Annotated in this window: 24 protein-coding genes and 1 tRNA gene; 17 read left to right on the forward strand and 8 right to left on the reverse strand. The window is 66.7% G+C overall.

The features are described 5' to 3' along the window. Positions 1-15 precede the first annotated feature (15 nt). The 7 genes from ribH to NUV79_RS03140 all read left to right on the forward strand — a co-directional run bounded on the left by ribH (position 16) and on the right by NUV79_RS03140 (position 7580). On the forward strand, positions 16-525 hold the full coding sequence (gene ribH, locus NUV79_RS03110; protein ID WP_173046981.1) for a 6,7-dimethyl-8-ribityllumazine synthase: 510 nt from the start codon (positions 16-18) through the stop codon (positions 523-525). Continuing rightward, positions 522-989 (forward strand): transcription antitermination factor NusB, encoded by a 468-nt coding sequence (gene nusB, locus NUV79_RS03115; RefSeq protein WP_257731627.1) that lies wholly within the window; start codon positions 522-524, stop codon positions 987-989. The genes ribH and nusB overlap by 4 nt, the downstream gene beginning before the upstream one ends. Then, complete coding sequence (gene thiL, locus NUV79_RS03120; RefSeq protein WP_257731628.1) at positions 989-1984, forward strand: thiamine-phosphate kinase; 996 nt, start codon at positions 989-991, stop codon at positions 1982-1984. The genes nusB and thiL overlap by 1 nt, the downstream gene beginning before the upstream one ends. A gap of 93 nt (positions 1985-2077) precedes the next feature. Further along, positions 2078-3223 (forward strand): MFS transporter, encoded by a 1146-nt coding sequence (locus NUV79_RS03125; RefSeq protein WP_374678729.1) that lies wholly within the window; start codon positions 2078-2080, stop codon positions 3221-3223. Positions 3224-3253: 30 nt separating this feature from the next. After that, positions 3254-4054, forward strand: coding sequence for a (S)-ureidoglycine aminohydrolase (gene allE / locus NUV79_RS03130; protein WP_257731630.1), 801 nt, complete (start codon positions 3254-3256; stop codon positions 4052-4054). Between the two features lie 213 nt (positions 4055-4267). Further along, entirely contained in the window at positions 4268-6424 is a 2157-nt protein-coding gene (locus NUV79_RS03135) for a sodium-translocating pyrophosphatase (protein ID WP_257731631.1), read from the forward strand. A 229-nt stretch (positions 6425-6653) separates the two neighbouring features. Next, a complete protein-coding gene (locus NUV79_RS03140; protein WP_257731632.1) occupies positions 6654-7580 on the forward strand; it encodes a DMT family transporter in 927 nt (308 codons plus the stop codon). Positions 7581-7659: 79 nt separating this feature from the next. Here NUV79_RS03140 and NUV79_RS03145 read toward each other — a convergent pair whose 3' ends face one another. Next, positions 7660-8154 (reverse strand): outer membrane protein assembly factor BamE, encoded by a 495-nt coding sequence (locus NUV79_RS03145; RefSeq protein WP_257731633.1) that lies wholly within the window; start codon positions 8152-8154, stop codon positions 7660-7662. 138 nt (positions 8155-8292) lie between these two features. Between NUV79_RS03145 and NUV79_RS03150 the strand changes: the two genes are divergently transcribed. The 6 genes from NUV79_RS03150 (at position 8293) to NUV79_RS03175 (ending at position 12575) form a co-directional block, all read left to right on the forward strand. Then, positions 8293-8838 carry a ubiquinol-cytochrome C chaperone family protein gene (locus tag NUV79_RS03150; protein ID WP_257731634.1) on the forward strand — a complete coding sequence of 182 codons (546 nt, stop codon included), beginning with the start codon at positions 8293-8295 and terminating at the stop codon, positions 8836-8838. Further along, the gene (locus NUV79_RS03155; RefSeq protein ID WP_257731635.1) at positions 8828-9385 is read left to right on the forward strand and encodes a YceD family protein; all 558 of its coding nucleotides are present in this window, start codon (positions 8828-8830) and stop codon (positions 9383-9385) included. The genes NUV79_RS03150 and NUV79_RS03155 overlap by 11 nt, the downstream gene beginning before the upstream one ends. Positions 9386-9499: 114 nt before the next feature. Next, positions 9500-10558: a phosphate acyltransferase PlsX gene (gene plsX, locus NUV79_RS03160; protein ID WP_257731636.1), complete on the forward strand. Its 1059-nt coding sequence runs from the start codon at positions 9500-9502 to the stop codon at positions 10556-10558. 11 nt (positions 10559-10569) lie between these two features. After that, the gene (locus NUV79_RS03165; protein ID WP_308218154.1) at positions 10570-11547 is read left to right on the forward strand and encodes a beta-ketoacyl-ACP synthase III; all 978 of its coding nucleotides are present in this window, start codon (positions 10570-10572) and stop codon (positions 11545-11547) included. Between the two features lie 189 nt (positions 11548-11736). Further along, positions 11737-12051, forward strand: coding sequence for an integration host factor subunit alpha (locus tag NUV79_RS03170; protein ID WP_047573001.1), 315 nt, complete (start codon positions 11737-11739; stop codon positions 12049-12051). Beyond that, positions 12048-12575, forward strand: a complete 528-nt coding sequence (locus NUV79_RS03175) for a MerR family transcriptional regulator (protein WP_374678734.1) — start codon at positions 12048-12050, stop codon at positions 12573-12575. The genes NUV79_RS03170 and NUV79_RS03175 overlap by 4 nt, the downstream gene beginning before the upstream one ends. Positions 12576-12663: 88 nt before the next feature. Here NUV79_RS03175 and NUV79_RS03180 read toward each other — a convergent pair whose 3' ends face one another. Continuing rightward, the gene (locus NUV79_RS03180) at positions 12664-13143 is read right to left on the reverse strand and encodes a translation initiation factor 2 (RefSeq protein WP_257731637.1); all 480 of its coding nucleotides are present in this window, start codon (positions 13141-13143) and stop codon (positions 12664-12666) included. A gap of 206 nt (positions 13144-13349) precedes the next feature. On the opposite strand from NUV79_RS03180, the gene sugE reads away from it, so the two are divergent. After that, complete coding sequence (sugE, locus tag NUV79_RS03185; RefSeq protein ID WP_257731638.1) at positions 13350-13667, forward strand: quaternary ammonium compound efflux SMR transporter SugE; 318 nt, start codon at positions 13350-13352, stop codon at positions 13665-13667. 10 nt (positions 13668-13677) lie between these two features. Here sugE and NUV79_RS03190 read toward each other — a convergent pair whose 3' ends face one another. The 4 genes from NUV79_RS03190 to NUV79_RS03205 all read right to left on the reverse strand — a co-directional run bounded on the left by NUV79_RS03190 (position 13678) and on the right by NUV79_RS03205 (position 16561). Beyond that, complete coding sequence (locus NUV79_RS03190) at positions 13678-13848, reverse strand: hypothetical protein (RefSeq protein WP_257731639.1); 171 nt, start codon at positions 13846-13848, stop codon at positions 13678-13680. A 77-nt stretch (positions 13849-13925) separates the two neighbouring features. Further along, positions 13926-14963, reverse strand: a complete 1038-nt coding sequence (locus NUV79_RS03195; protein WP_257731640.1) for a peptidoglycan-binding domain-containing protein — start codon at positions 14961-14963, stop codon at positions 13926-13928. Positions 14964-15122: 159 nt separating this feature from the next. Beyond that, a complete protein-coding gene (locus NUV79_RS03200; protein ID WP_257731641.1) occupies positions 15123-16088 on the reverse strand; it encodes a LysR family transcriptional regulator in 966 nt (321 codons plus the stop codon). Between the two features lie 47 nt (positions 16089-16135). Continuing rightward, the gene (locus NUV79_RS03205; RefSeq protein ID WP_257731642.1) at positions 16136-16561 is read right to left on the reverse strand and encodes a DoxX family protein; all 426 of its coding nucleotides are present in this window, start codon (positions 16559-16561) and stop codon (positions 16136-16138) included. 204 nt (positions 16562-16765) lie between these two features. Between NUV79_RS03205 and NUV79_RS03210 the strand changes: the two genes are divergently transcribed. Both NUV79_RS03210 and NUV79_RS03215 read left to right on the forward strand, forming a co-directional pair. Next, positions 16766-17698 (forward strand): ring-cleaving dioxygenase, encoded by a 933-nt coding sequence (locus NUV79_RS03210; RefSeq protein WP_257731643.1) that lies wholly within the window; start codon positions 16766-16768, stop codon positions 17696-17698. Positions 17699-17804: 106 nt separating this feature from the next. After that, on the forward strand, positions 17805-18428 hold the full coding sequence (locus NUV79_RS03215) for an alpha/beta hydrolase (protein ID WP_257731644.1): 624 nt from the start codon (positions 17805-17807) through the stop codon (positions 18426-18428). Positions 18429-18715: 287 nt separating this feature from the next. On the opposite strand, the gene NUV79_RS03220 is transcribed toward NUV79_RS03215, so the two are convergent. Both NUV79_RS03220 and NUV79_RS03225 read right to left on the reverse strand, forming a co-directional pair. After that, on the reverse strand, positions 18716-18964 hold the full coding sequence (locus tag NUV79_RS03220) for a hypothetical protein (protein WP_257731645.1): 249 nt from the start codon (positions 18962-18964) through the stop codon (positions 18716-18718). A gap of 96 nt (positions 18965-19060) precedes the next feature. Then, positions 19061-19252 (reverse strand): hypothetical protein, encoded by a 192-nt coding sequence (locus tag NUV79_RS03225; RefSeq protein ID WP_257731646.1) that lies wholly within the window; start codon positions 19250-19252, stop codon positions 19061-19063. Positions 19253-19449: 197 nt separating this feature from the next. Here NUV79_RS03225 and NUV79_RS03230 point away from each other — a divergent pair. Continuing rightward, a tRNA-Pro gene (locus tag NUV79_RS03230) sits at positions 19450-19527 on the forward strand. Positions 19528-19646: the final 119 nt, after the last annotated feature.

Consider the following 19646-nt stretch of genomic DNA (forward strand, 5'->3'; position numbering starts at 1 on the left):
AGAAGGACAAAAGAAATGGCCGGACCCCGGCAGACCTCGGCCGACAAGGCCGCAACTCCTGCCGTCGAGATCGACGGCGCCCGCGTCCTCGTCGTCGAGGCGCGCTTCTATGACAACTACGCCGATGAATTGCTGGCGGGCGCGCTCGCGGTGCTGGAAGAAGCCGGTTGCCGCGTCGATGTCGTCACCGTTCCCGGTGCGCTCGAAATCCCGTCGGCGATCGTCATCGGCCTGCGCGCCGCCGACGAGGCTGTTGATCCCTATGAGGCGGTCGTCGCGCTCGGCACCGTCATCCGTGGCGAGACCGGCCATTACGACATCGTCGCCGGCGAGAGCTCGCGCGCGCTGATGGATCTCTCGGTCGCCTTCGCGCTGCCGCTCGGCAACGGCATCCTGACCGTCGAGAACGAGGCGCAGGCCTGGGCCCGTGCCAACCGCGAGGACATGAACAAGGGCGGCGGCGCTGCCGAGGCGGCGCTCGCCGTGCTGCGCTACAAGCGCTCCCTGGCGGAGCCGTCCCAATGAGCCGCGCCGAGAAGCGGCGCGGGGCGCGGCTCTCGGTCGTGCAGGCGCTCTACGAGATGGAAATCGGCGGCCGCGGCGTCGTCGAGGCCATGGCCGAGTTCGAGCATTTCTGGATCGGCAAGGAGGTCGAGGAGATCGAACTGCCGGAGGCGGAGATCGCCTTCTTCCGCGATATCCTCGGCGGCGTGGTCCGCGAGCAGCGCCTTGTCGACCGCACCGTCGACGAATTGTTGGCCAAGGACTGGCCGCTGAAGCGGGTCGAGGCCGTGGTCCGCGCGATCCTGCGTGCCGGCGCCTATGAACTCGCCTTCCGCAAGGATGTGCCGGCCCGCGCTGTCATCTCCGAATATGTCGCGGTCGCGCGTGCCTTCTATGAGGGCGACGAGATCGGCATGGTCAACGCCGTGCTCGACCGCATGGCCCGCGACTTCCGCGCCGACGAGTTCGACCCCGCCAGCGCCTGATGACCGAACCGTCCCGCCCCGGCGAATTCGAGCTGATCGCCCGCTATTTCGCGCCGATCGCCGGGCCGGGCGGGCTTGGTCTCCTCGACGATGCCGGCCTGCTGCGGCCGGGCCGCGGCTACGAGGTCGTGGTCACGGCCGACGCCCTCGTCGCCGGTGTGCATTTCTTCCCCGACGATCCACCCGACGCGATCGGCTCGAAGGCACTGGCCGTCAATCTCTCCGATCTCGCCGCCAAGGGCGCCAAGCCCGAAGGCTTCGTGCTGACGCTCGCCCTGCCGCGCGGCTGGACTGAGGGCTGGCTCGCCGGTTTCGCTGCTGGTCTCGCCCGCATGGTCGAGGCGGCCGGCTGCCCGCTGATCGGCGGCGACACCGTCTCGACCGCGGGGCCGCTCACCCTCTCGATCACCGCCTTCGGCACGGTCCCGGCCGGGCGGATGGTCAGGCGCTCCGGTGCTAAGCCGGGTGATATCGTTCTCGTCTCCGGCAGCATCGGCGATGGCGCTCTCGGCCTCAAGGTCCATGGACCCGGCAAGCCGGACTGGGTCGCCACGCTCGGGACCGAGGATCGTGCTTTCCTCGCCGAACGTTACCTCCACCCGCAGCCGCGCCATGCGCTCGCCGATGCGCTGCAGCGCCATGCCTCGGCTGCCATGGACGTCTCCGACGGGCTCGTCGGCGATCTCGCCAAGCTCGTGAATGCCTCCGGCGTCGGCGCCGAGATCGATCTTGACGCGGTCCCGCTTTCGGGCGCGGCCCGCGCCGCGCTCATGGCTGTTCCCGCATTGGCGGAACTGGCCTGGACCGGCGGAGACGACTACGAAATTCTCTGCACGGCCTCAGAAAGGGAATATCCTGCTCTTGTTGCGGCAGCGGAAGGGGCGATGCTTCTTCTGACGCCGATCGGGCGGATCTCGGATGAGGCCGGCGTGGTGACTTATCGCGAGAAGGGTGAAGTGCGCAGCTTCGCGCAGGGCTCCTTCTCTCATTTCTGACAGCGGCGCATCATGGCGGCCGCGAGGCGCGTTGTGATGAACCAGCACTTCTCGGCTATCGACGGCGACAGGCTTGCCAAGCGCAATGCTCTGGTGCTGGCCGGCGCGCAGGCGCTTGGCGGCGCGAATCCTGCGATCATCGTCTCGCTCGGCGGCATCGTCGGTGCCCAACTCGTCTCCGACCAGGCTTTCGCCACCGTGCCGGTCAGCCTGCTCCAGCTCGGCATCGCCTCGGGCGTGATCCCGGCGGCGATGGTCATGCGCCGGCTCGGGCGGCGCAACGGCTACCTGATCGGTGCGCTCGTCGGCGCAGCCGGTGCGAGCATCGCGGCCGGCGGCGTCTCGCTGCGCCTGTTCTGGCTCTTCTGCCTGGGCACCTTCGTCTGCGGTCTCTACGGCTCCTTCGTCCAGAGCTACCGCTTCGCCGCGGCCGATACAGCGACCGACGCGTTCCGCCCCCGTGCGATCTCCTGGGTGATGATCGGCGGACTTGCTGCCGGCGTCATCGGCCCGCAATCGGTCTACTGGACACGCGACCTGACGCCGGCCGCGCCCTTCGCCGCGAGCTTCATCGCGCAGGGAGCGCTCGCATTGATCGCGATCCTGATCGTCTCGCGCCTGCGCGCCCCGCCGGTCGCCGCTGTCCGTTCGGGCGGCGGGCGCCCGCTCGGTGAGATCATGCGCCAGCCCAAGTTCATTGCCTCTGTCACGGCCTCGCTCGTCGCCTACGGCCTGATGAGCTTCGTGATGACGGCAGCGCCGATGGCGATGGTCGCTTGCGGCCATTCAGTCGGTGACGCGACGCTCGGCATCCAGTGGCATGTGCTGGCGATGTTCGGGCCGAGCTTCTTCACCGGCCGCCTGATCGCCCGTTTCGGCAAGGGTACGGTCACCGCCGTCGGTCTCGGCCTCACGGCACTCGCCGCCGTCGTCGGCCTTTCCGGCCTGAGCGTCGGCCATTTCTGGCTCGCCCTGATCCTGCTCGGAATCGGCTGGAATTTTGGCTTCATCGGCGCGACCGCATTGGTGACGGACTGCTACCGGCCGGAAGAGCGGGTGAAGGTGCAGGCCGCCAATGACTTCCTTGTCTTCGGCTCGGTCGCCATCGCCTCGTTCTCGTCGGGCGGCCTGCTCAGCCATGGCGGCTGGAGCGTCGTGAACTGGATGGTCTTCCCGCCGGTCGCGATTGCCCTCATGCTGGTGGCCTGGCAGCGCTTCCAGCGGTCCGCCACGGCCTGAGCCGCCGCTATTCCCGATCGGAGCAAACGCATGCACAACCGCGCCTTCCCGCACGCGACCGGCCAGGTTCCGCCCGGCGCCATCGGGCATAATCGCGGTGTCATCAAATCCAACTACGCCTTCATGCCGCCGGAGGGTGTGCTGGTCAGCCGCTTGCCGCAATACCGCGACACGATCGTGCGCGTCCTGACCGGGCCGGTGATGGGCGCGGCTTTCGCCCAGTATGTTCTCGAGATCGCGCCGGGCGGCGGCACGCCGGCCGCCTTCAGCGAGGACGGCATCCAGCATTTCTTCTACGTCCTTTCGGGTGAGGCCCGGATCGCGGTTGCTGGCGGCGCGCCGCAGGCGCTCACGACCGGCGGCTTCGCCTATCTGCCGCCCGCGACCGCCTTCACCCTGCGCAACGAGTCGGCTGAGGGCATTCGCGTGCTCGCCCTGCGCAAGCGCTACGAGGTTGCGCCGGGGCTCGCCGTGCCGGAGCCGATCGTCTCGCATCAGGATGCCGTGCCGATGGCGAATCACACCGGCATGGAGGGGCGCGGCTTCCAGTTCCTGCTGCCTTATGGCGACATGCGCTTCGATTTCGAGATGAACCTGATGTGGTTCAAGCCGGGCGTCTGCTTCCCGGCGGTCGAGACCCATGTGATGGAGCACGGGCTCTACATGCTGGAAGGGCAGGGGCTCTACCTGCTCGGCGCCGACTGGCATGAGATCTGGGCGCAGGATTTCATCTGGATGGGCGGTTTTTGCCCGCAGCAGTTCTACCCGACCGGCTACGGCGACGCCTGCTACCTGCTCTACAAGAACGTCAATCGCGACCTCGCCCTCTGAGCTTTCCCCAGCCGGCCTGACACCCGACGAAATTTGTAAGCCGGGGCGTTTGCGCTCCTCGCCGAAACTTGCCACAAATTCGCCTGACACTGGCGACGCGAGGCGGGCCTTGAGTCTTTGGGCCCGTTTTTTTCGCTGCCTGACGTCCAACGCTGCAAAAATGAGGAGCGACAGCGCTCCCGCCGACTGCAAGCTCTAGGGTCAGGAAATCGAATGTCAGCTCTGCTTCTCATCATCATATTGAGTGCGCTTTCCATAGCCTACGGCGTCTGGGCCTATGGCGATGTGATGAAGCGCGACGCCGGCAACCAGCGCATGCAGGAGATTTCCGGTGCGGTCGCCGAAGGCGCGCAAGCCTATCTCAAGCGCCAGTACATCACCATTTCGATGGTCGGCGTCGTGCTCTTCGTCGCGCTCGCCTGGCTGCTCGGCAAATGGGTGGCGATCGGCTTCCTGATCGGCGCGGTGCTCTCGGGCGTTGCCGGCTTCATCGGCATGAACGTCTCGGTGCGCGCGAACGTCCGCACGGCCCAGGCCGCGATGCAGTCGCTGGGCGAGGGCCTCGACGTCGCCTTCAAGGCGGGCGCGGTCACCGGCATGCTCGTCGCCGGCCTCGCGCTGCTTGGCGTCGCCGTCTATTACGGCATCCTGACCTCCTTCCTCGGATTCGAGGCCTCCAGCCGTACCGTGATCGATTCGCTGGTGGCACTCGGCTTCGGCGCCTCGCTGATCTCGATCTTCGCCCGTCTCGGCGGCGGCATCTTCACCAAGGGTGCTGACGTGGGCGCCGACCTCGTCGGCAAGGTCGAGGCCGGCATTCCCGAGGACGATCCGCGCAACCCGGCGACCATCGCAGACAACGTGGGCGACAATGTCGGCGACTGCGCCGGCATGGCGGCCGACCTGTTCGAGACCTATGCGGTGACGCTGGTCGCGACCATGGTGCTCGCCGCGATCTTCTTCGCCGGCCAGCCTGCGCTCGGCACGATGATGCTCTACCCGATGGCGATCGGCGCGGCCTGCATCGTCACCTCGATCATCGGCACCTTCTTCGTGAAGCTCGGCGCCAACCAGTCGATCATGGGCGCGCTCTACAAGGGCTTCATTGCCGCCGGCGTGCTCTCCGTGGGCGCGATCGCGGCCGTGAACTATGTCATGTTCGGCGGCTTCTCGGCCGCCTTCAAGACGGTGCAGGGCGTCAGCTTCACCTCGGGCGGGCTCTTCGCCTGCGCGCTGGTCGGCCTCGCGGTGACGCTGCTCATCGTCATCATCACCGAGTACTATACCGGCACCGGCAAGCGCCCGGTCGTCTCGATCGCCCAGGCCTCGGTGACCGGCCACGGCACCAACGTCATCCAGGGCCTCGCGGTCTCCCTGGAATCGACCGCGCTGCCGACGATCGTCATCATCGCCGGCATCATCGCCTCCTACAGCCTTGCCGGCCTCTTCGGCATCGCCATCGCCACCACCGCCATGCTGGCTCTGGCCGGCGTGGTCGTGGCGCTGGATGCCTTCGGCCCGGTGACGGACAATGCCGGCGGCATCGCCGAGATGGCGGGCCTGCCCAAGGAGGTCCGCCACTCCACCGACGCGCTCGATGCGGTCGGCAATACCACCAAGGCCGTCACCAAGGGCTATGCCATCGGGTCGGCCGGCCTCGGCGCGCTGGTGCTCTTCGCGGCTTACACCTCGGACCTGAACTTCTTCATCTCGGAGGCCAACAAGGCGGGCTCGACGGCCTTCCAGTACTTCAAGGGCGTCACCGTCGATTTCTCGCTGTCCAACCCCTATGTCGTCGTCGGCCTCCTGCTCGGCGGCCTCATCCCCTTCCTCTTCGGTGGCATGGGCATGACGGCGGTCGGGCGCGCGGCGGGTTCCGTCGTCGAGGAAGTGCGCCGGCAGTTCAAGGAGAAGCCCGGCATCATGGAAGGCACGGACCGGCCCGACTATGGCCGCGCCGTCGACATGCTGACCCGCGCCGCGATCAAGGAAATGGTCGTGCCCTCGCTCCTGCCGGTGCTGGCGCCGATCGTAACCTATTTCGTGATCTACTGGATCGCCGGCAAGAACAATGCTTTCGCGGCTGTCGGCGCCATGCTGATGGGCGTGATCGTCACCGGCATCTTCGTCGCGATCTCGATGACCTCGGGTGGCGGCGCCTGGGATAACGCCAAGAAGAGCTTCGAGGACGGCTTCGTCGACAAGGACGGGGTGCGCCATCTCAAGGGCTCGGAGGCTCACAAGGCCTCGGTGACCGGCGACACCGTCGGCGACCCCTACAAGGACACGGCGGGTCCCGCCGTGAACCCGGCGATCAAGATCACCAACATCATCGCACTGCTGCTGCTGGCGATCCTGGCGCATTCCTGAGCGCAGGCATCGACGATGCATTCCGGACCCGCGGCGAAAGCCGCGGGTCTTTTCGCTTCTAGGGGGTGGCAAGGCTGAAAAGCCCTTGAAGGCAACGGCTTAAGGGCGCCAATTGAATCAATCCGGCAAGCCCTTGAATCAAGCTCCGAAGCTACGGCCGGCTCCGTAGCGTTCCCGCATGCTTCGATGCCTCCCGGCTGGCATGGTCCCGCCAACTCCAGGAGGAACCATGTCCACGCAAATGCTCGACCAACCCGCTGCTATGCCGAACCGTGCCGTGGAGCTCACTCTCCTATTGGTTCTGGCGGGGCTCTGGGGCGGCTCCTACACTTTCATCAAGCTCGGCGTAGAGACGATCCCGCCGCTGACCCTGATCACCGCCCGGACACTGATCGCAGGCCTTGTCCTGCTCGTCGTCATTCGCTGGCGCGGCCTGCGGCTGCCGCGCGACCCTGCGACCTGGCGGATGTTCCTCGTTCAGGCCGGCCTCAACAGCGTCGTGCCCTTCACGCTGATCGCCTGGGCCGAGCGCAGCGTCGATGCGGGGCTCGCAACCATCCTGAGTTCGACCAGCCCGATCTTCGTCGTCCTGCTCTCCTGCCTGTCGGTCTCGGCCGAGCGCCTGACGGGCCTGCGCCTCGCGGGCATCGCGGCAGGCCTCGCCGGCACTGTCCTCATCGTCGGCGCGCAGGCGATGACGGGCTTTGGAGAGCAGCTCTGGGCGCAGCTGGCGCTGGTCGCTGCCAGCGTCTGCTATGGCGGGGCGGCGCTGTTCGGTCGCAGCTTCAAGGGGCTCGATCCGATCATGCCGGCGGCCGGATCGCTGTTCTGCGGTGCGCTCGTCCTGCTGCCGCTCAGCCTGATGCTGGACCGGCCGTGGACGCTGTCGCCCTCGGCACAATCGATCCAGGCGCTGATCGCGCTCTCGCTCGTCTCGACCGCGCTGGCCTTCGTGATCTATTTCCGGCTGATCGCGCGGCTGGGCTCGGTCGCGACGACATCCGTGGCCTATCTGCGCGTGCCGGCGGGCGTGCTGATCGGCATGGTGTTCCTCGGCGAGGCGCTGGCGCCGACCGCCTGGGCCGGACTTGTCCTCGTCATCGGCGGTGTTCTGGCGATGACGCTGCCGCTGCGCAACCGCGCTGCGGCAGGCTGATTGCGGCGGCCTGGCCTGAAAGCAAAAAAGCCCGCGGCCGGTGCCGCGGGCTTTTCCGATTGGGCGCTGGCGTTCTCGCTTACGCGCCGAGCGGGTTGAACTTGGTGACGCCCTTGAACAGGTTGCGCAGGAAGCTCTGCTCCTCGCCGCCTGTCGGGGTGGTGCGGCTGATGAAGTCGAAGATCACGCCGTCCTGCAGGCCGTAATGGGCGATGCGCTCGACCTTGAAGGCCTTGTTGAAATAGATCACCAGCACCTGCTGGTCGATGGTCTGCGGGTCCTGGAACTGGAACCGGCGGCGCATCGTCTGGCTGATATAGTAGAAGGTGCGGTTGCCGACCGTCGAGGTCGTCGAGGGGGTGCCGAGCGTCGTCAGCACGGCCTGCACGTCCATGCCGACCTTGACCTGCGCGATCAGCGCGTCGTCCATCACGAAGCCGCGCTTGAACACCTCGTTGATGCCTGACGAGGTCGGCAGCATGAAGCCGCTGGCATCGGGGCCGCAGCCGGCGAGCGCAAGGGAGGTGGTCGCAAGGGCTCCGAGCAGAGCCGTGCGGCGGGTGATCTGGGTCATGCGGGCACGATCCGAAAGGCGAGCACGGCTCGGGACGATCCCAAGCCGCTTGTCAAAAGGGTAAGGGTTGGCGTAACGCCCGAGGATGGCTTTGGCAAGGCGAGGACGCCCCGGGCAAGAGCGGGCGGGAGTAAACAAGTGATTTTCGGGTTGTTCGGCAAGCGCGCCAATCGGCGCTCTCCTGTGGACGCGCTGTTCGCACGGGTCGCAGAAGCTTCGCGCCTGCCTGCTCTCTATATCGAGGGCGGGATTCCCGACAGCTTCGAGGGGCGTTTCGAATCGCTGACCCTGCATGTTTTCCTGGTGCTGCGCCGCCTGCGTGAGTTGCCGCCCCCGGCAGCCGATCTGGCGCAGGACTTCGTCGATGCCTGCTTTGCCTATCTCGAGCTCGGCTTCCGCAATGGCGGCATCAGCGACATCGCCGTGCCCAAGAAGATGAAGAAGATCGGCCAGATGTTCTATGGCCGCGTGCAGGCTTACGAGGCGGCGCTGGCAGCCTCCGGTCCGGAGGCGCTGATCGAGGCGCTGGGGCGCAATGCCTGCGCGCCGGAGGCTGCGCCCGCCCTCGCAGCCTATATGCGGGCCGCCCGGGAGAGGCTCGTCACGGCCGATCTCGACGGCATCTTGAACCGGGACGATCTTTTCCCGGCCTTCTCGACCCCGGAGGTCGCTCATGACGCATGATCATTCGCCGGCTGCGCCGCTCAGGCATCCGATCCGCGTCGAGGCGATCCGTCCGCGCGGCAGCGAGGTCGTGGTCCGGGCCGAGGCGGAGCAATTGCCGGCCATCGCCGCGCAGCTCGGCTTGGTTTCCATCGAGTCGCTGGAGGCGCGCTATACGCTCTCGCGCAATGGCGAGCGTGTGAAGCTCTATGGCCGCATCGCTGCGCGCCTGCACCAGGCCTGCGTGGTGACGCTCGATCCGTTCCCGGTTCAGCTCGACGTGCCCGTTCAGCTCGATTTCGCCCCCGAGGAAGAGGTGGCGACCTTCGCGCGCCGCAACGAGCGGGACGATGCCGAGATCGATATCGAGGTGTTGCTGAACGAAGAGGACCCGCCCGAGGCGATCGTCGACGGCGTGATCGATCTGGGCGGCTTCACGCTGGAATTCCTGGCGCTGGCGCTCGATCCCTATCCGCGCAAGGCCGGTGCCAGTTTCGAGTCATCCGCGGGTGACACTGGCGCGGAATCGCCTTTCGCGGCGCTTGCAAAGTTGAAACGCGGTGTCTGAAGCGCTCTCCGGCCCTTGCGCTGCTTGCGGCATTGGCCCAAGTCGCTATTGTCCGGCCGGCACTGAGCCGTCCCGGATCGAAGGTCGGCCATTCCCGGGACACGCCAGAATTCCATGACAAGACCGGTTACAATCGCGCTCGATGCGATGGGCGGGGATCACGGCCCTTCCGTCGTCATCCCCGGCGCCGCCCTGATGCTTGAGCGCCGCCCGGATGCCCGCTTCGTCATCTTCGGCGACGAGAAGCAGGTTCTGCCGCTGATCGACCAGCACCCGAAGCTCAAGGCGGTCACGACCTTCCATCACACCGAGGTCTCGGTGAAGATGGACGACAAGCCGAGCCAGGCGCTGCGCTATGGTCGCTATAAGTCCTCGATGTGGCGCGCGATCGACGCGACCAAGACCGGGGAGGCGGATGTCACCGTCTCCGCCGGCAATACCGGCGCGCTGATGGCGATGTCGAAATTCTGCCTGAAGTCGATGCCGCAGGTCGACCGGCCGGCGCTCGCAGGCCTGTGGCCGACAGCGCGCGGCGAGAGCATCGTGCTCGATCTCGGCGCCACCATCGGCGCGGATGCCCGCCATCTCGTCGATCTCGCGGTGATGGGCGCGGCCATGGCCCGCGTCGTGCTCGACCTCGACCGGCCGACCGTCGGCCTGCTCAATGTCGGCGTCGAGGAGATCAAGGGTGTCGAGGCGGTCAAGGAAGCCGGGCGCATACTGCGCGAGAGCGACCTGCCGCATCTCTCCTATCACGGCTTCGTCGAGGGCGATGATCTCGGCAAAGGCACGGTCGATGTCGTGGTCACCGAGGGTTTTACCGGCAATATCGCGCTCAAGACCGCCGAGGGCACCGCCAAGCAGATCGCGGAGTATCTGCGCGCCGCGATGGGGCGTTCGCTGATGTCGAAAATCGGCTATCTTTTCGCCCGCGGCGCCTTCACGGCGCTGAAGGAAAAGCTCGATCCGCGCAAGTCGAACGGCGGCGTCTTCCTCGGCCTGGAGGGCATCGTCGTCAAGAGTCATGGCGGCACGGATGTGATCGGCTTCGCCAGCGCCGCCGAACTGGGTTATGAAATGGCACGCGAGGACCTGATGGCGAAGGTCCGCGAAATGGTCGCCGCGAGCACGCGCCCGGAATTGCCGGCCGCGCAGCCCGCCGAGACCGAATAAGGAACACCTCCTTGTCCATCCTGCGCTCTCAAGTCGTCGGCTGCGGCTCCTATCTGCCCGCGCGCATCGTCACCAATGCCGAGCTCGCCGCGCGTGTCGACACCAGCGACGAGTGGATCGTCCAGCGCACCGGCATCCGCCAGCGCCATGTCGCGGCCGATGACGAACCGACCTCCATCGTCGGCCTGAAGGCGGCGCAGGCAGCGATCACTGACGCCGGCATCGATCCCACCGAGATCGACCTGATCATCGTCGCGACCGCGACGCCGGACCACACCTTTCCCGCCACCGCGACGCAGATCCAGGCGGCGCTCGGCATCACGGGCGGCGCGGCTTTCGACGTGCAGGCGGTCTGCTCCGGCTTCGTCTTCGCGCTGGCGACGGCCGACAAGTTCCTGACCACGGGCGGCGCCCGCGCCGCCCTGGTGATCGGCGCGGAGACCTTCTCGCGCATCCTCGACTGGGAGGACCGCGCCACCTGCGTGCTGTTCGGCGACGGCGCCGGCGCCGTGGTGCTGAAGGCGGCGCCGGGCGAGGGGACGCTGGCGGATCGCGGCATCCTCACCACTCATATCCGCTCGGACGGCCGCTATAAGGACAAGCTCTATGTCGACGGCGGGGCGGGCTCGACCAAGACGGTCGGCTTCCTGCGCATGGAAGGCAAGGAGGTCTTCCGCCACGCCGTCACCAATCTGGCCGAGACGGTGCGCCACACCTTCGAGCAGACGGGCCTGTCGGGCGCCGATATCGACTGGTTCGTGCCGCACCAGGCCAATCGCCGCATCATCGATGCCACGGCCGACAAGCTCGGCATCAGCCATGACCATGTCGTCGTCACGGTCGATCGTCACGGCAACACCTCGGCAGCCTCGATCCCGCTCGCCCTGGCCGAGGCTCATGCCGATGGCCGGATCAAGCAGGGACAGCTCGTGTTGATCGAGGCGATGGGCGGCGGCTTCACCTGGGGCTCGGCCCTGATCCGCTGGTGACGTTGCGGCAGTAAACTCTCGAAAATTGTCATGAAACATCGCTATTTAGGGTCAGATCCGGCCTGAGGCGGCACAATGGCCGTCCTTGAGGATTGACCCGCGCGACGGGGGCGCCTAGCGTCCGCCGTCCGTAATGGCGAAAGGCCGGCGGTTTTCCGCTGCGTCTGCAATACGCCTTGGAGGATATGAATGGCGGGGCAAACGGTCACTCGCGCGGACCTGTGCGAGGCTGTCTACCAGAAGATCGGCTTGTCGCGGACGGAGTCGTCGAAGCTCGTCGAAGCGGTGCTCGACGAGATCTGCGACGCGGTCGCGCGCGGCGAGAATGTGAAGCTCTCTTCGTTCGGTTCTTTCGTCGTACGAGACAAAGGCGAGCGAATCGGGCGTAATCCGAAAACTGGCGTTGAGGTGCCGATTGAGCCGCGTCGCGTGATGGTGTTCAAACCCTCGAACGTGATGAAGGCCCGCATCAACGGGCAGACGGGTGAGGGTGAGACTGAGTGAGCCTGGAGTTCCACGCCGGCGATACCGAGGCCGAATTGGACACCAAGAGCCCAGATGCCTTCCGGACCATCAGCGAGGTCGCAGAAGACCTCGACATACCACAGCACGTGCTTCGTTTCTGGGAGACCCGCTTCAACCAGATCAAGCCGCTGAAACGTGGCGGCGGGCGCCGCTACTACCGGCCCGACGACGTCGCCCTGCTGAAGGGTATCCGGCGCCTGCTCTATGGCGAAGGCTATACGATCAAGGGCCTCCAGCGCATTCTGAAGGAACAGGGGCCGCGCCATGTCCAGGCGATCGGACGCGGCGCGCCGATCGGCGCCATGGGCGGCACAGCGCCGGCTGCTGCGCCGGGCGTGCCGGGCGACATGGCCGAGGCCTCGCCCGAGCGGACGGCGCCTTACCGGCAGCCCGTTCCTGAAGGGCTTGATGACGTCTCCATCCTGACGGCGGTGATGAAGGAGCTCGGCGAGTGCCGGCGCATCCTTGAACAGGCCCTGCAGCCCGCGCCTGACGCGGCCTGACGACAGGCGGCACACGCCGCCCGGTCGCGTTACGACCAGCGCTTTCCGCAGCTGACGTGTTGGCCCGTGGCCGGAAGCCCGAAAGCGCTCAGCTCTGCGGCGCTTCCTCAGCTTCGGTGCGTTGGGCGGGCTCGCGGCGGGTGACGGCCTTGTGCTTTCCGCGGCCGAGCGGGCCGGCTTTCTTGAGCGGGACCAGGCTGGCGAGCACCGGATTGGGATAGTGCTCCAGCGTCGACCCGGTCGCTGCGTCCACGCCCATTCCGACAACGCCGCCGATCAGGATGTTTCCGGCGAAGCCGGCCGCGCCGGCGCCAGCGATGCGCGTGGAGACAGGCACCTGCAGATCGGCATAGCCCTCTTTCGAGAAGCTGACGACGAACTCGGATTTGCGGCTGACCTCCCAGGTGCAGGGCGTCGCTGTGCAGGCATGCCCGAGCGACGAGCGGGCTTCGGCGCCGCCCGGTTCGCTGCTGATGGTGATCTGGTTCGTCGTGCCGCGTGTGACGGTCGCGCAACCACCCAATGCCGCAGCCACGGCAGCTGCGCCAAGAACGCGAATGATCAGCATGTTAAGCCCCTTACCCCGGTGCTTAGCTAGGTTCGCTCGCGGCAGAAGAGCAAGGCGACCATGCGTGCGGGCTGTGTACAACTTGCACGCGCGCCAGATTCGCAACCTTGATGTACCAAGGCCGCAACATAGGTTCGATGAGCCGGGAATGATCTCGGTTGCCTGTTGGACGCGGATCGCCGCGCCACATCCCCGGGAGCGCCGGCATGGCTTGGCTCTATCTGTTCGTCGCGGGCCTGTTCGAGGTCGGCTGGGCCATCGGCCTGAAATACACCAACGGCTTCACCCGGCTCGTCCCGACCCTGTTCACTGGCGCGAGCATGGTCGTCAGCCTCGGCCTGCTGGGGCTTGCCCTGAAATCGCTGCCGGTCGGTACGGCCTATGCGGTCTGGACCGGTATCGGCACGATCGGGACGGCGATCCTCGGCATTGCCCTGCTGGGAGAGCCGGCAGGCGCCTTGAGGCTGGCCTGCATCAGCCTGATCGTCGCGGGCATCGTCGGGCTCAAGCTGGTCTCGGCCTGACGGCTGGGCCTCAGCTGCGCCGCCAGGATGCGGGCCAGTAGCCGCCACGCTCCAGCAGCACGATCAGCAGGACGATCACGAGCGTGACCGCGAGGGTCATCAGCTTCGCGTTCCAGGGCACGCCGCGGCCGACGAGCCAGATCAGGCTGAGGCCGACGATCAGGGGTATGACGATCTCCATCTGGCGATCGTAACCTGCGCAGCGGCCGGGCTGCAATCGCCGCCTCTACCTTTCGAAGCCCGCCGGCGGGCCTCGCCCTAGAATGTCGCCAGGACGAGATTGACGCCGAGCGTCGGCCCGAGCTTGGGCGGGATGATGTTGAATGTCGCCCCGTCCTGGCTGATCGAGGCATGGGCGGAGAGCCCGAGATTGAAGCCGCCGAAGAGGTCGATCTGCGCGCGTTTGAACGGGCCGATCGGTGTCTCGGTCTTGAGCACGTGGATGACCGCCTTGCCCTCCACATTCGCTCCCGCGGACACCTCGCCGGCCGCGCCACCCATGCCGACCGCGCCATTGGCGCTGGCCCAGAGATTGGCGTTGATGCCTGCTTCCAGCCAGTCCGCGATGACCAGCGTCGGCGTGGCGATCTCCACCCTGGTCTTCCAGGTCCCGGTCAGCTTCAGGTTCTGCTGGTCGAAGTCGATGTCGCCTTCCATCTTGAAATAGGGACTGAAGAACTTGGGCGCGCGCGGCTGGACGATCTTGTTGATGCTGTAGGTGAGCGTGAGCTTGCGCAGGTCCTTGGTGGTGCCGATGACCTGGATCGATTGCGGCATCGTCCCGTCGAGCTTGAGCTGGTCCAGCAAAGCCAGCGGCGTCTTCAGCGCCTTGGGGACCACGCCATGAGCCATCATCGTCGCTGTCTTCAGGCCGATATGGCGCAGCTCCAGCTTGGGTATGTCGAGCCCGGTCTTCTCGAGGCGAGGCAGGGAGGTCCAGCTCTGGATGTCGTTGCGCCGCGTCAGCAGCTTGCCGGCGGTATCGAGCAGCGGCGGCAGTGGCAGGGCCTTGCCGGTGAAGGCGAAGGCATCCGCCGGCAGGTCGAGCGTCAGGATCTGCGTGACCTTGACGACTTCGAACAGGCGGCTGCCCGTCAGGTTGCCGACGCTACCGTCGTCGAACAGCCCGCAGGCGCGCTGGAAGGTCTTGACCGCACTTTCGGTGTTGTCGCCGAAGATGCCGTCGACCTTGAGGTTGTTCTTGCCGCCATTCATGAAATTGATGGCGTTCTGGATCGCCGCCGTATTGTTGCAGCGCGACCCCTTCGAGACGGATTTCTTGGCAGGCCCGGACATGTTCAGCCTCCGTCGCGGCCAGCCCTGACGGTCACGGGAGCGACCGTAGCGCCGCGATTGCGGCGGCGCCCGGTCCAGGCTGCCGCCTCCATGCAGAGCTAGCACTGCCGGAGCCGTATGCTCGTCATCCACATGACGGAGGGTCGGGCGAAGAGGTGCTCAGGATGCGGCTGTGTCCGCCGCGGCGCTGTCTGGCGTCGCGCTCCGGCCGATCGGCAGCCCGCCTTCCACCAGTGGCTTCAGCCGCCCGAGCTCGACCGCGAGGAAATCGAGAAAGAGCCTGACGCGAGGCGTGTGCCGCATGTCCGGATGGGTCAGCAGCCAGAGATCGGCGGCAAGGTCGGGGTCCGGCTCACCGAGCCGCCTGAGAGCAGGGCGCGTATCGCCGATGAAGCAGGGCAGGAAGCCGACGCCGATCCCGGCCTCGACCGCCTCGGCCAGGCCGAGCACGGTGTTGAGCCGGTAGACGACGCGCTCCGGCGCGACATGGCGGGCGAGATAGCGCACCGCGCTGAGCATGGTGAACTGGTCGCCGAGCGAGACCCAGCTGCGCTCCCACAGGCTTTCGCGGGAAGGCGGTTCCGCATCGGGAAAGTCGGCGGCGCGGCCGTAGAGCGCCCAGGCGATCCGGGCCGGCTTGCGGCCGATCAGCGTCTCCGGCGGACTATCGGTGGCGCGGATCGCGACATCGGCGTCGCGCTTGGAGAGATTGGCGGCCTGGTTGCCGATCAGGATATCGAGCCGGATATCCGGGCACTGCCCGAGGAAGCGGGCGAAGAGCGGCGTCAGCAGGTCGACCAGCAGGGAGTCGTTGGTGGCGACGCGCAATTCGCCGGCCGGCTTGATCTCCTGTCCGGCGAGCTTGCGGGCAAAGGCGGTGATGTCGTCATCGACGCGGCCGGCGAGCTGGATCATCTCCTCGCCGGCCGGCGTCGCGACATAGCCGCTGCGATGGCGCTCGAACAGGCGGGTGCCGAGCGCCTCCTCGATCTGACCGAGACGGCGGAACACCGTCGAGTGGTTGACGCCGAGCGCTGCCGCGGCTGCCGGCAGCGCTCGTTTGTCGGCGATCGCCTTGATCAGGCGGAAATCGTCCCATGCCAGAGGCTTCGCGGCTTGATTCATCCGCTCACTCTCGGCCAAGGCGCGAGCCCCTTCAAGGCGGGTTCGCGTCACGCCAGGGCCGGCTTGGCGGTGGTCGAAGCGCGCGAACCGGTGACGGCGAGCGCGCCATCGCCGATCAGCACATGCGCCAGCGCGGTGAGCGCCAGGAAGGCGGGATATTCCCAGCCGCCATTCGGAGCATTGAAGACCCAGCCGTTCGGGGCGTGGATCGCGAGAGCGCCGAGCAGGACCGGCAGCAGCGCCGCCGAGACGAGGCGGCCATGGAAGCCGACGAGGATGGCGATGCCGCCGAGAAGCTCGGCCAGCATGATCGGCCAGGCGAGGAAGCCGGGCAGGCCGACCTGACCGAGGAAGCCGGTGAAGCCGGCCGGCGTGAAGATGACGAGCTTGAGATAGGCGTGGGCGATGAACATCAGGCCGAGCGCGACGCGCAGGCCTAGGGCGCCATAAGGGGCGAGGCGATTGTCGATCATGGGAAGTCTCCTGAAACGGGACCGGTTGGTCTCGGGGCAGACGATCGGGCAGCCTGATCCGCAAATCAAATTGTCAATTAGCGATTATCAGATTGCATTGGTGCAATGAATTGCCTCTGGCGTTCGGCCACCTTCATGCCGATCTTCCGGCCAACGGAGCGGATGCCCCGCTCATCGTGATCAGGACAACGGAGGACCCAAACCATGCAGATCAACGGCCTTCACCACGTCACCGCCATTTCCGGCCCGGCGCGCCGCAATCTCGACTTCTACAGCCGCGTGCTCGGCTTGCGCCTCGTCAAGAAGACGGTCAATTTCGACGATCCCGGCACCTATCACCTCTATTTCGGCGATGTGGATGCCGCGCCCGGCTCGATCCTGACCTTCTTCCCCTGGGAGCATGCCGCTCCCGGCCGCCTTGGCATCGGCGAGACGCAGGAGACGGTCTTCCGGGTTCCGGAAGGCTCGATCGGCTTCTGGGCTCATCGCTTCGTCGAGCAGGGCGTGCCGCATGAGGTGCCGGTCAAGCGCTTCGGCGAGACCGTGCTGAGCTTCCGCGATCCGGACGGCATGAGGCTCGCCCTCGTCGGCCTGCCGGGTGTCGAGAAGGAGCCGGCCTGGGCCAACGGTGGTATCCCCGCCGAGCATGCGCTGCGCGGCTTCCACAGCGTCAGCCTGCTGCTGGCCGATGCTGCGCCGACGGGCGCCATCCTCGACGACGTCTTCGGCTTCACCGAGATCGGCCGCGAGGACACGCTGATCCGCTACGCTGCAAAGGGCACGGCGATCGGCGGGGTGCTAGACCTGCGCGTCGCCGGTGGCTTCCTGCCGGCCCGGCAGGGTACCGGCTCGGTCCACCATATCGCCTTCCGCGCGGCCGATGACGCCGCGCAGGAGGAGATGGTGCGCCGCCTCGTTCAGAACCATGGCATCAGCCCCACGGAACAGCGCGACCGGAACTATTTCCGCTCGGTCTATTTCCGTGAGCCCGGCCATGTCCTGTTCGAGATCGCGACCGACATCCCCGGCTTCGCGATCGACGAGCCTGCCGCCGAGCTCGGCCGTTCGCTGAAGCTGCCGCCTCAGTACGAGGCGCATCGCAAGGAGATCGAGGCGGTCCTGCCCGCTCTCGGCTGACGAAACCCGCCGCCCGCCATCCAGGCGGGCGGCGGAGTGACACCACGACGCCCTGCCTGCTTGTTGCAAGGGGCAGGGCGGCTCCGCTTGATGAAGGGAGACGACCATGACCACCACGACCGTCGATACCGATTTCATCCATGTCTTCGAGCCCGGCCGTGATCCGGCGCGCCGGCCATTGCTGCTCCTGCACGGCACCGGCGGCGACGAGCGTGATCTCCTCTCGCTCGGCCGCACCGTCGCGCCGGGCGCAAGCCTGCTCTCGCCGCGCGGCAAGGTCGTGGAAGGTTCGGCACCGCGCTTCTTCCGCCGTCTTGCCGAGGGCGTTTTCGACGAGGCCGATCTCAAGCAGCGTACCGACGAGCTGGCGGAGTTCGTGCTGTGGGCGCGTGCGCGCTACGGCCTGCCGGCGCCGATCGCGCTCGGCTTCTCCAACGGCGCCAATATCGCGGCGGCTCTCCTGCAGCAGCGACCGGAGATCCTGGCCGGTGCGGCGCTGCTGCGCGCGATGGTTCCCTTCGCGGAGGCGTCTCCCGCCGATCTCGCGGGCAAGCCCGTGCTGATCCTGTCGGGCGCGCTCGATCCGATCGTGCCGAAGAGCAATGCCGAGACGCTCGCCTGGCGGCTCTCGGAAAACGGCGCGGCCGTCGAGCACCGCGTGCTGCCGGCCGGCCACGGCCTCGGGCAGGCGGATATCGGACTGCTCGGCGACTGGCTGGCACGCAACTGACGCGCGGGCGGCATCGTGGGCATAGTTCCGCGGTGCCGCTTCTCGCGGCGCGGCCGTTCTTAGTCGATCAGGGGCATCAGAATGGCCATCGTGATGGCCAGAAGCACGAGCATGCGCAGCAGAACGGCGCGCTGGCTCGAAACAGGAATATCCACTGAACGCGACACCGCACGCATCTTCGACCTCCCAATCGACGCTACGTCAGGGGATCGTGGAACGAGACGGTACGCCTGGCAAGCCTGCAGGCGATGCTAGAAGGTGGACAACTATACCGGTTAGGGGTGCTGCTACGCGCCGGCCAGCACATTGCCGACCGGGTCCGCGACGATGACGCGGCGGGCCTTGCAGGCCTGCTCGGCCATCAGAATCTGGTCGATCCGGCGACGATACTCGGCCCAGGACCCAAGGCTCAGACCGCAATTGGCACAGGAAACGATACTCGCATCGCTCAGAGCGTGCGGAATCGACACGCCCGGCGAGCCGCAATCCTCGCAATGGAACCCGTCTTGTCTCAACGCGATACCGTCCGTGCTCATGGATGACGTTACGGCAATTCGCGTGCCGCGACGGTATCAAGAGCCATTGGAGATGACTGTCGGCTGAACGTGCGGTTCAGGATCGAGCGCGGTCGTTCAATCGATCGCCGAGGCCTGTTCGCGATGCTCGTGCAGCTGGTCCCGTTCGGTGTCGTAACCGGTCGCGGTTACCAGGCGCAGGACAGGCCTGCCGGCCGGCTGGAGCGCGGGTTGGTCCTTGCGGCTGGCCGCCGCACGTCGAATCTGGGCCCGTCGCGCGATGAGCGACATCTGCTGCTTGTGTTTCATGACCGAACTACCTGGCGCCGCATGAGCATCATTTCCCGAACCCGGCGCTCCGCGCACCCCCCATTTGGGGGAGGCGTCTGCGCCTGGCGATCGATTGGCCTGCGGATGCGAGCCGCCCGGATCGTTTCGACGGCCTGTGCAAGATCGTGTCGAAGCGCATTGCATCTGCGGCGCCTCGCCACTATAAGCCGAGCCGTCGGAGCGTAGCGCAGCCCGGTTAGCGCACTTGTCTGGGGGACAAGGGGTCGGAGGTTCGAATCCTCTCGCTCCGACCATTCTACTGCCGGAAATCGTTGAGAAATGCCGCTTCGTCAGATTTGGGCGAATCGCGAATTTCTGCGACCGAGCGGCTCCATTTGCGACTCGTCTGCTGGATGACTGTTCCGCCTCGTGG

This window comes from Allobosea sp. 47.2.35 (genome assembly GCF_024655635.1).
Classification (GTDB): domain Bacteria; phylum Pseudomonadota; class Alphaproteobacteria; order Rhizobiales; family Beijerinckiaceae; genus Allobosea.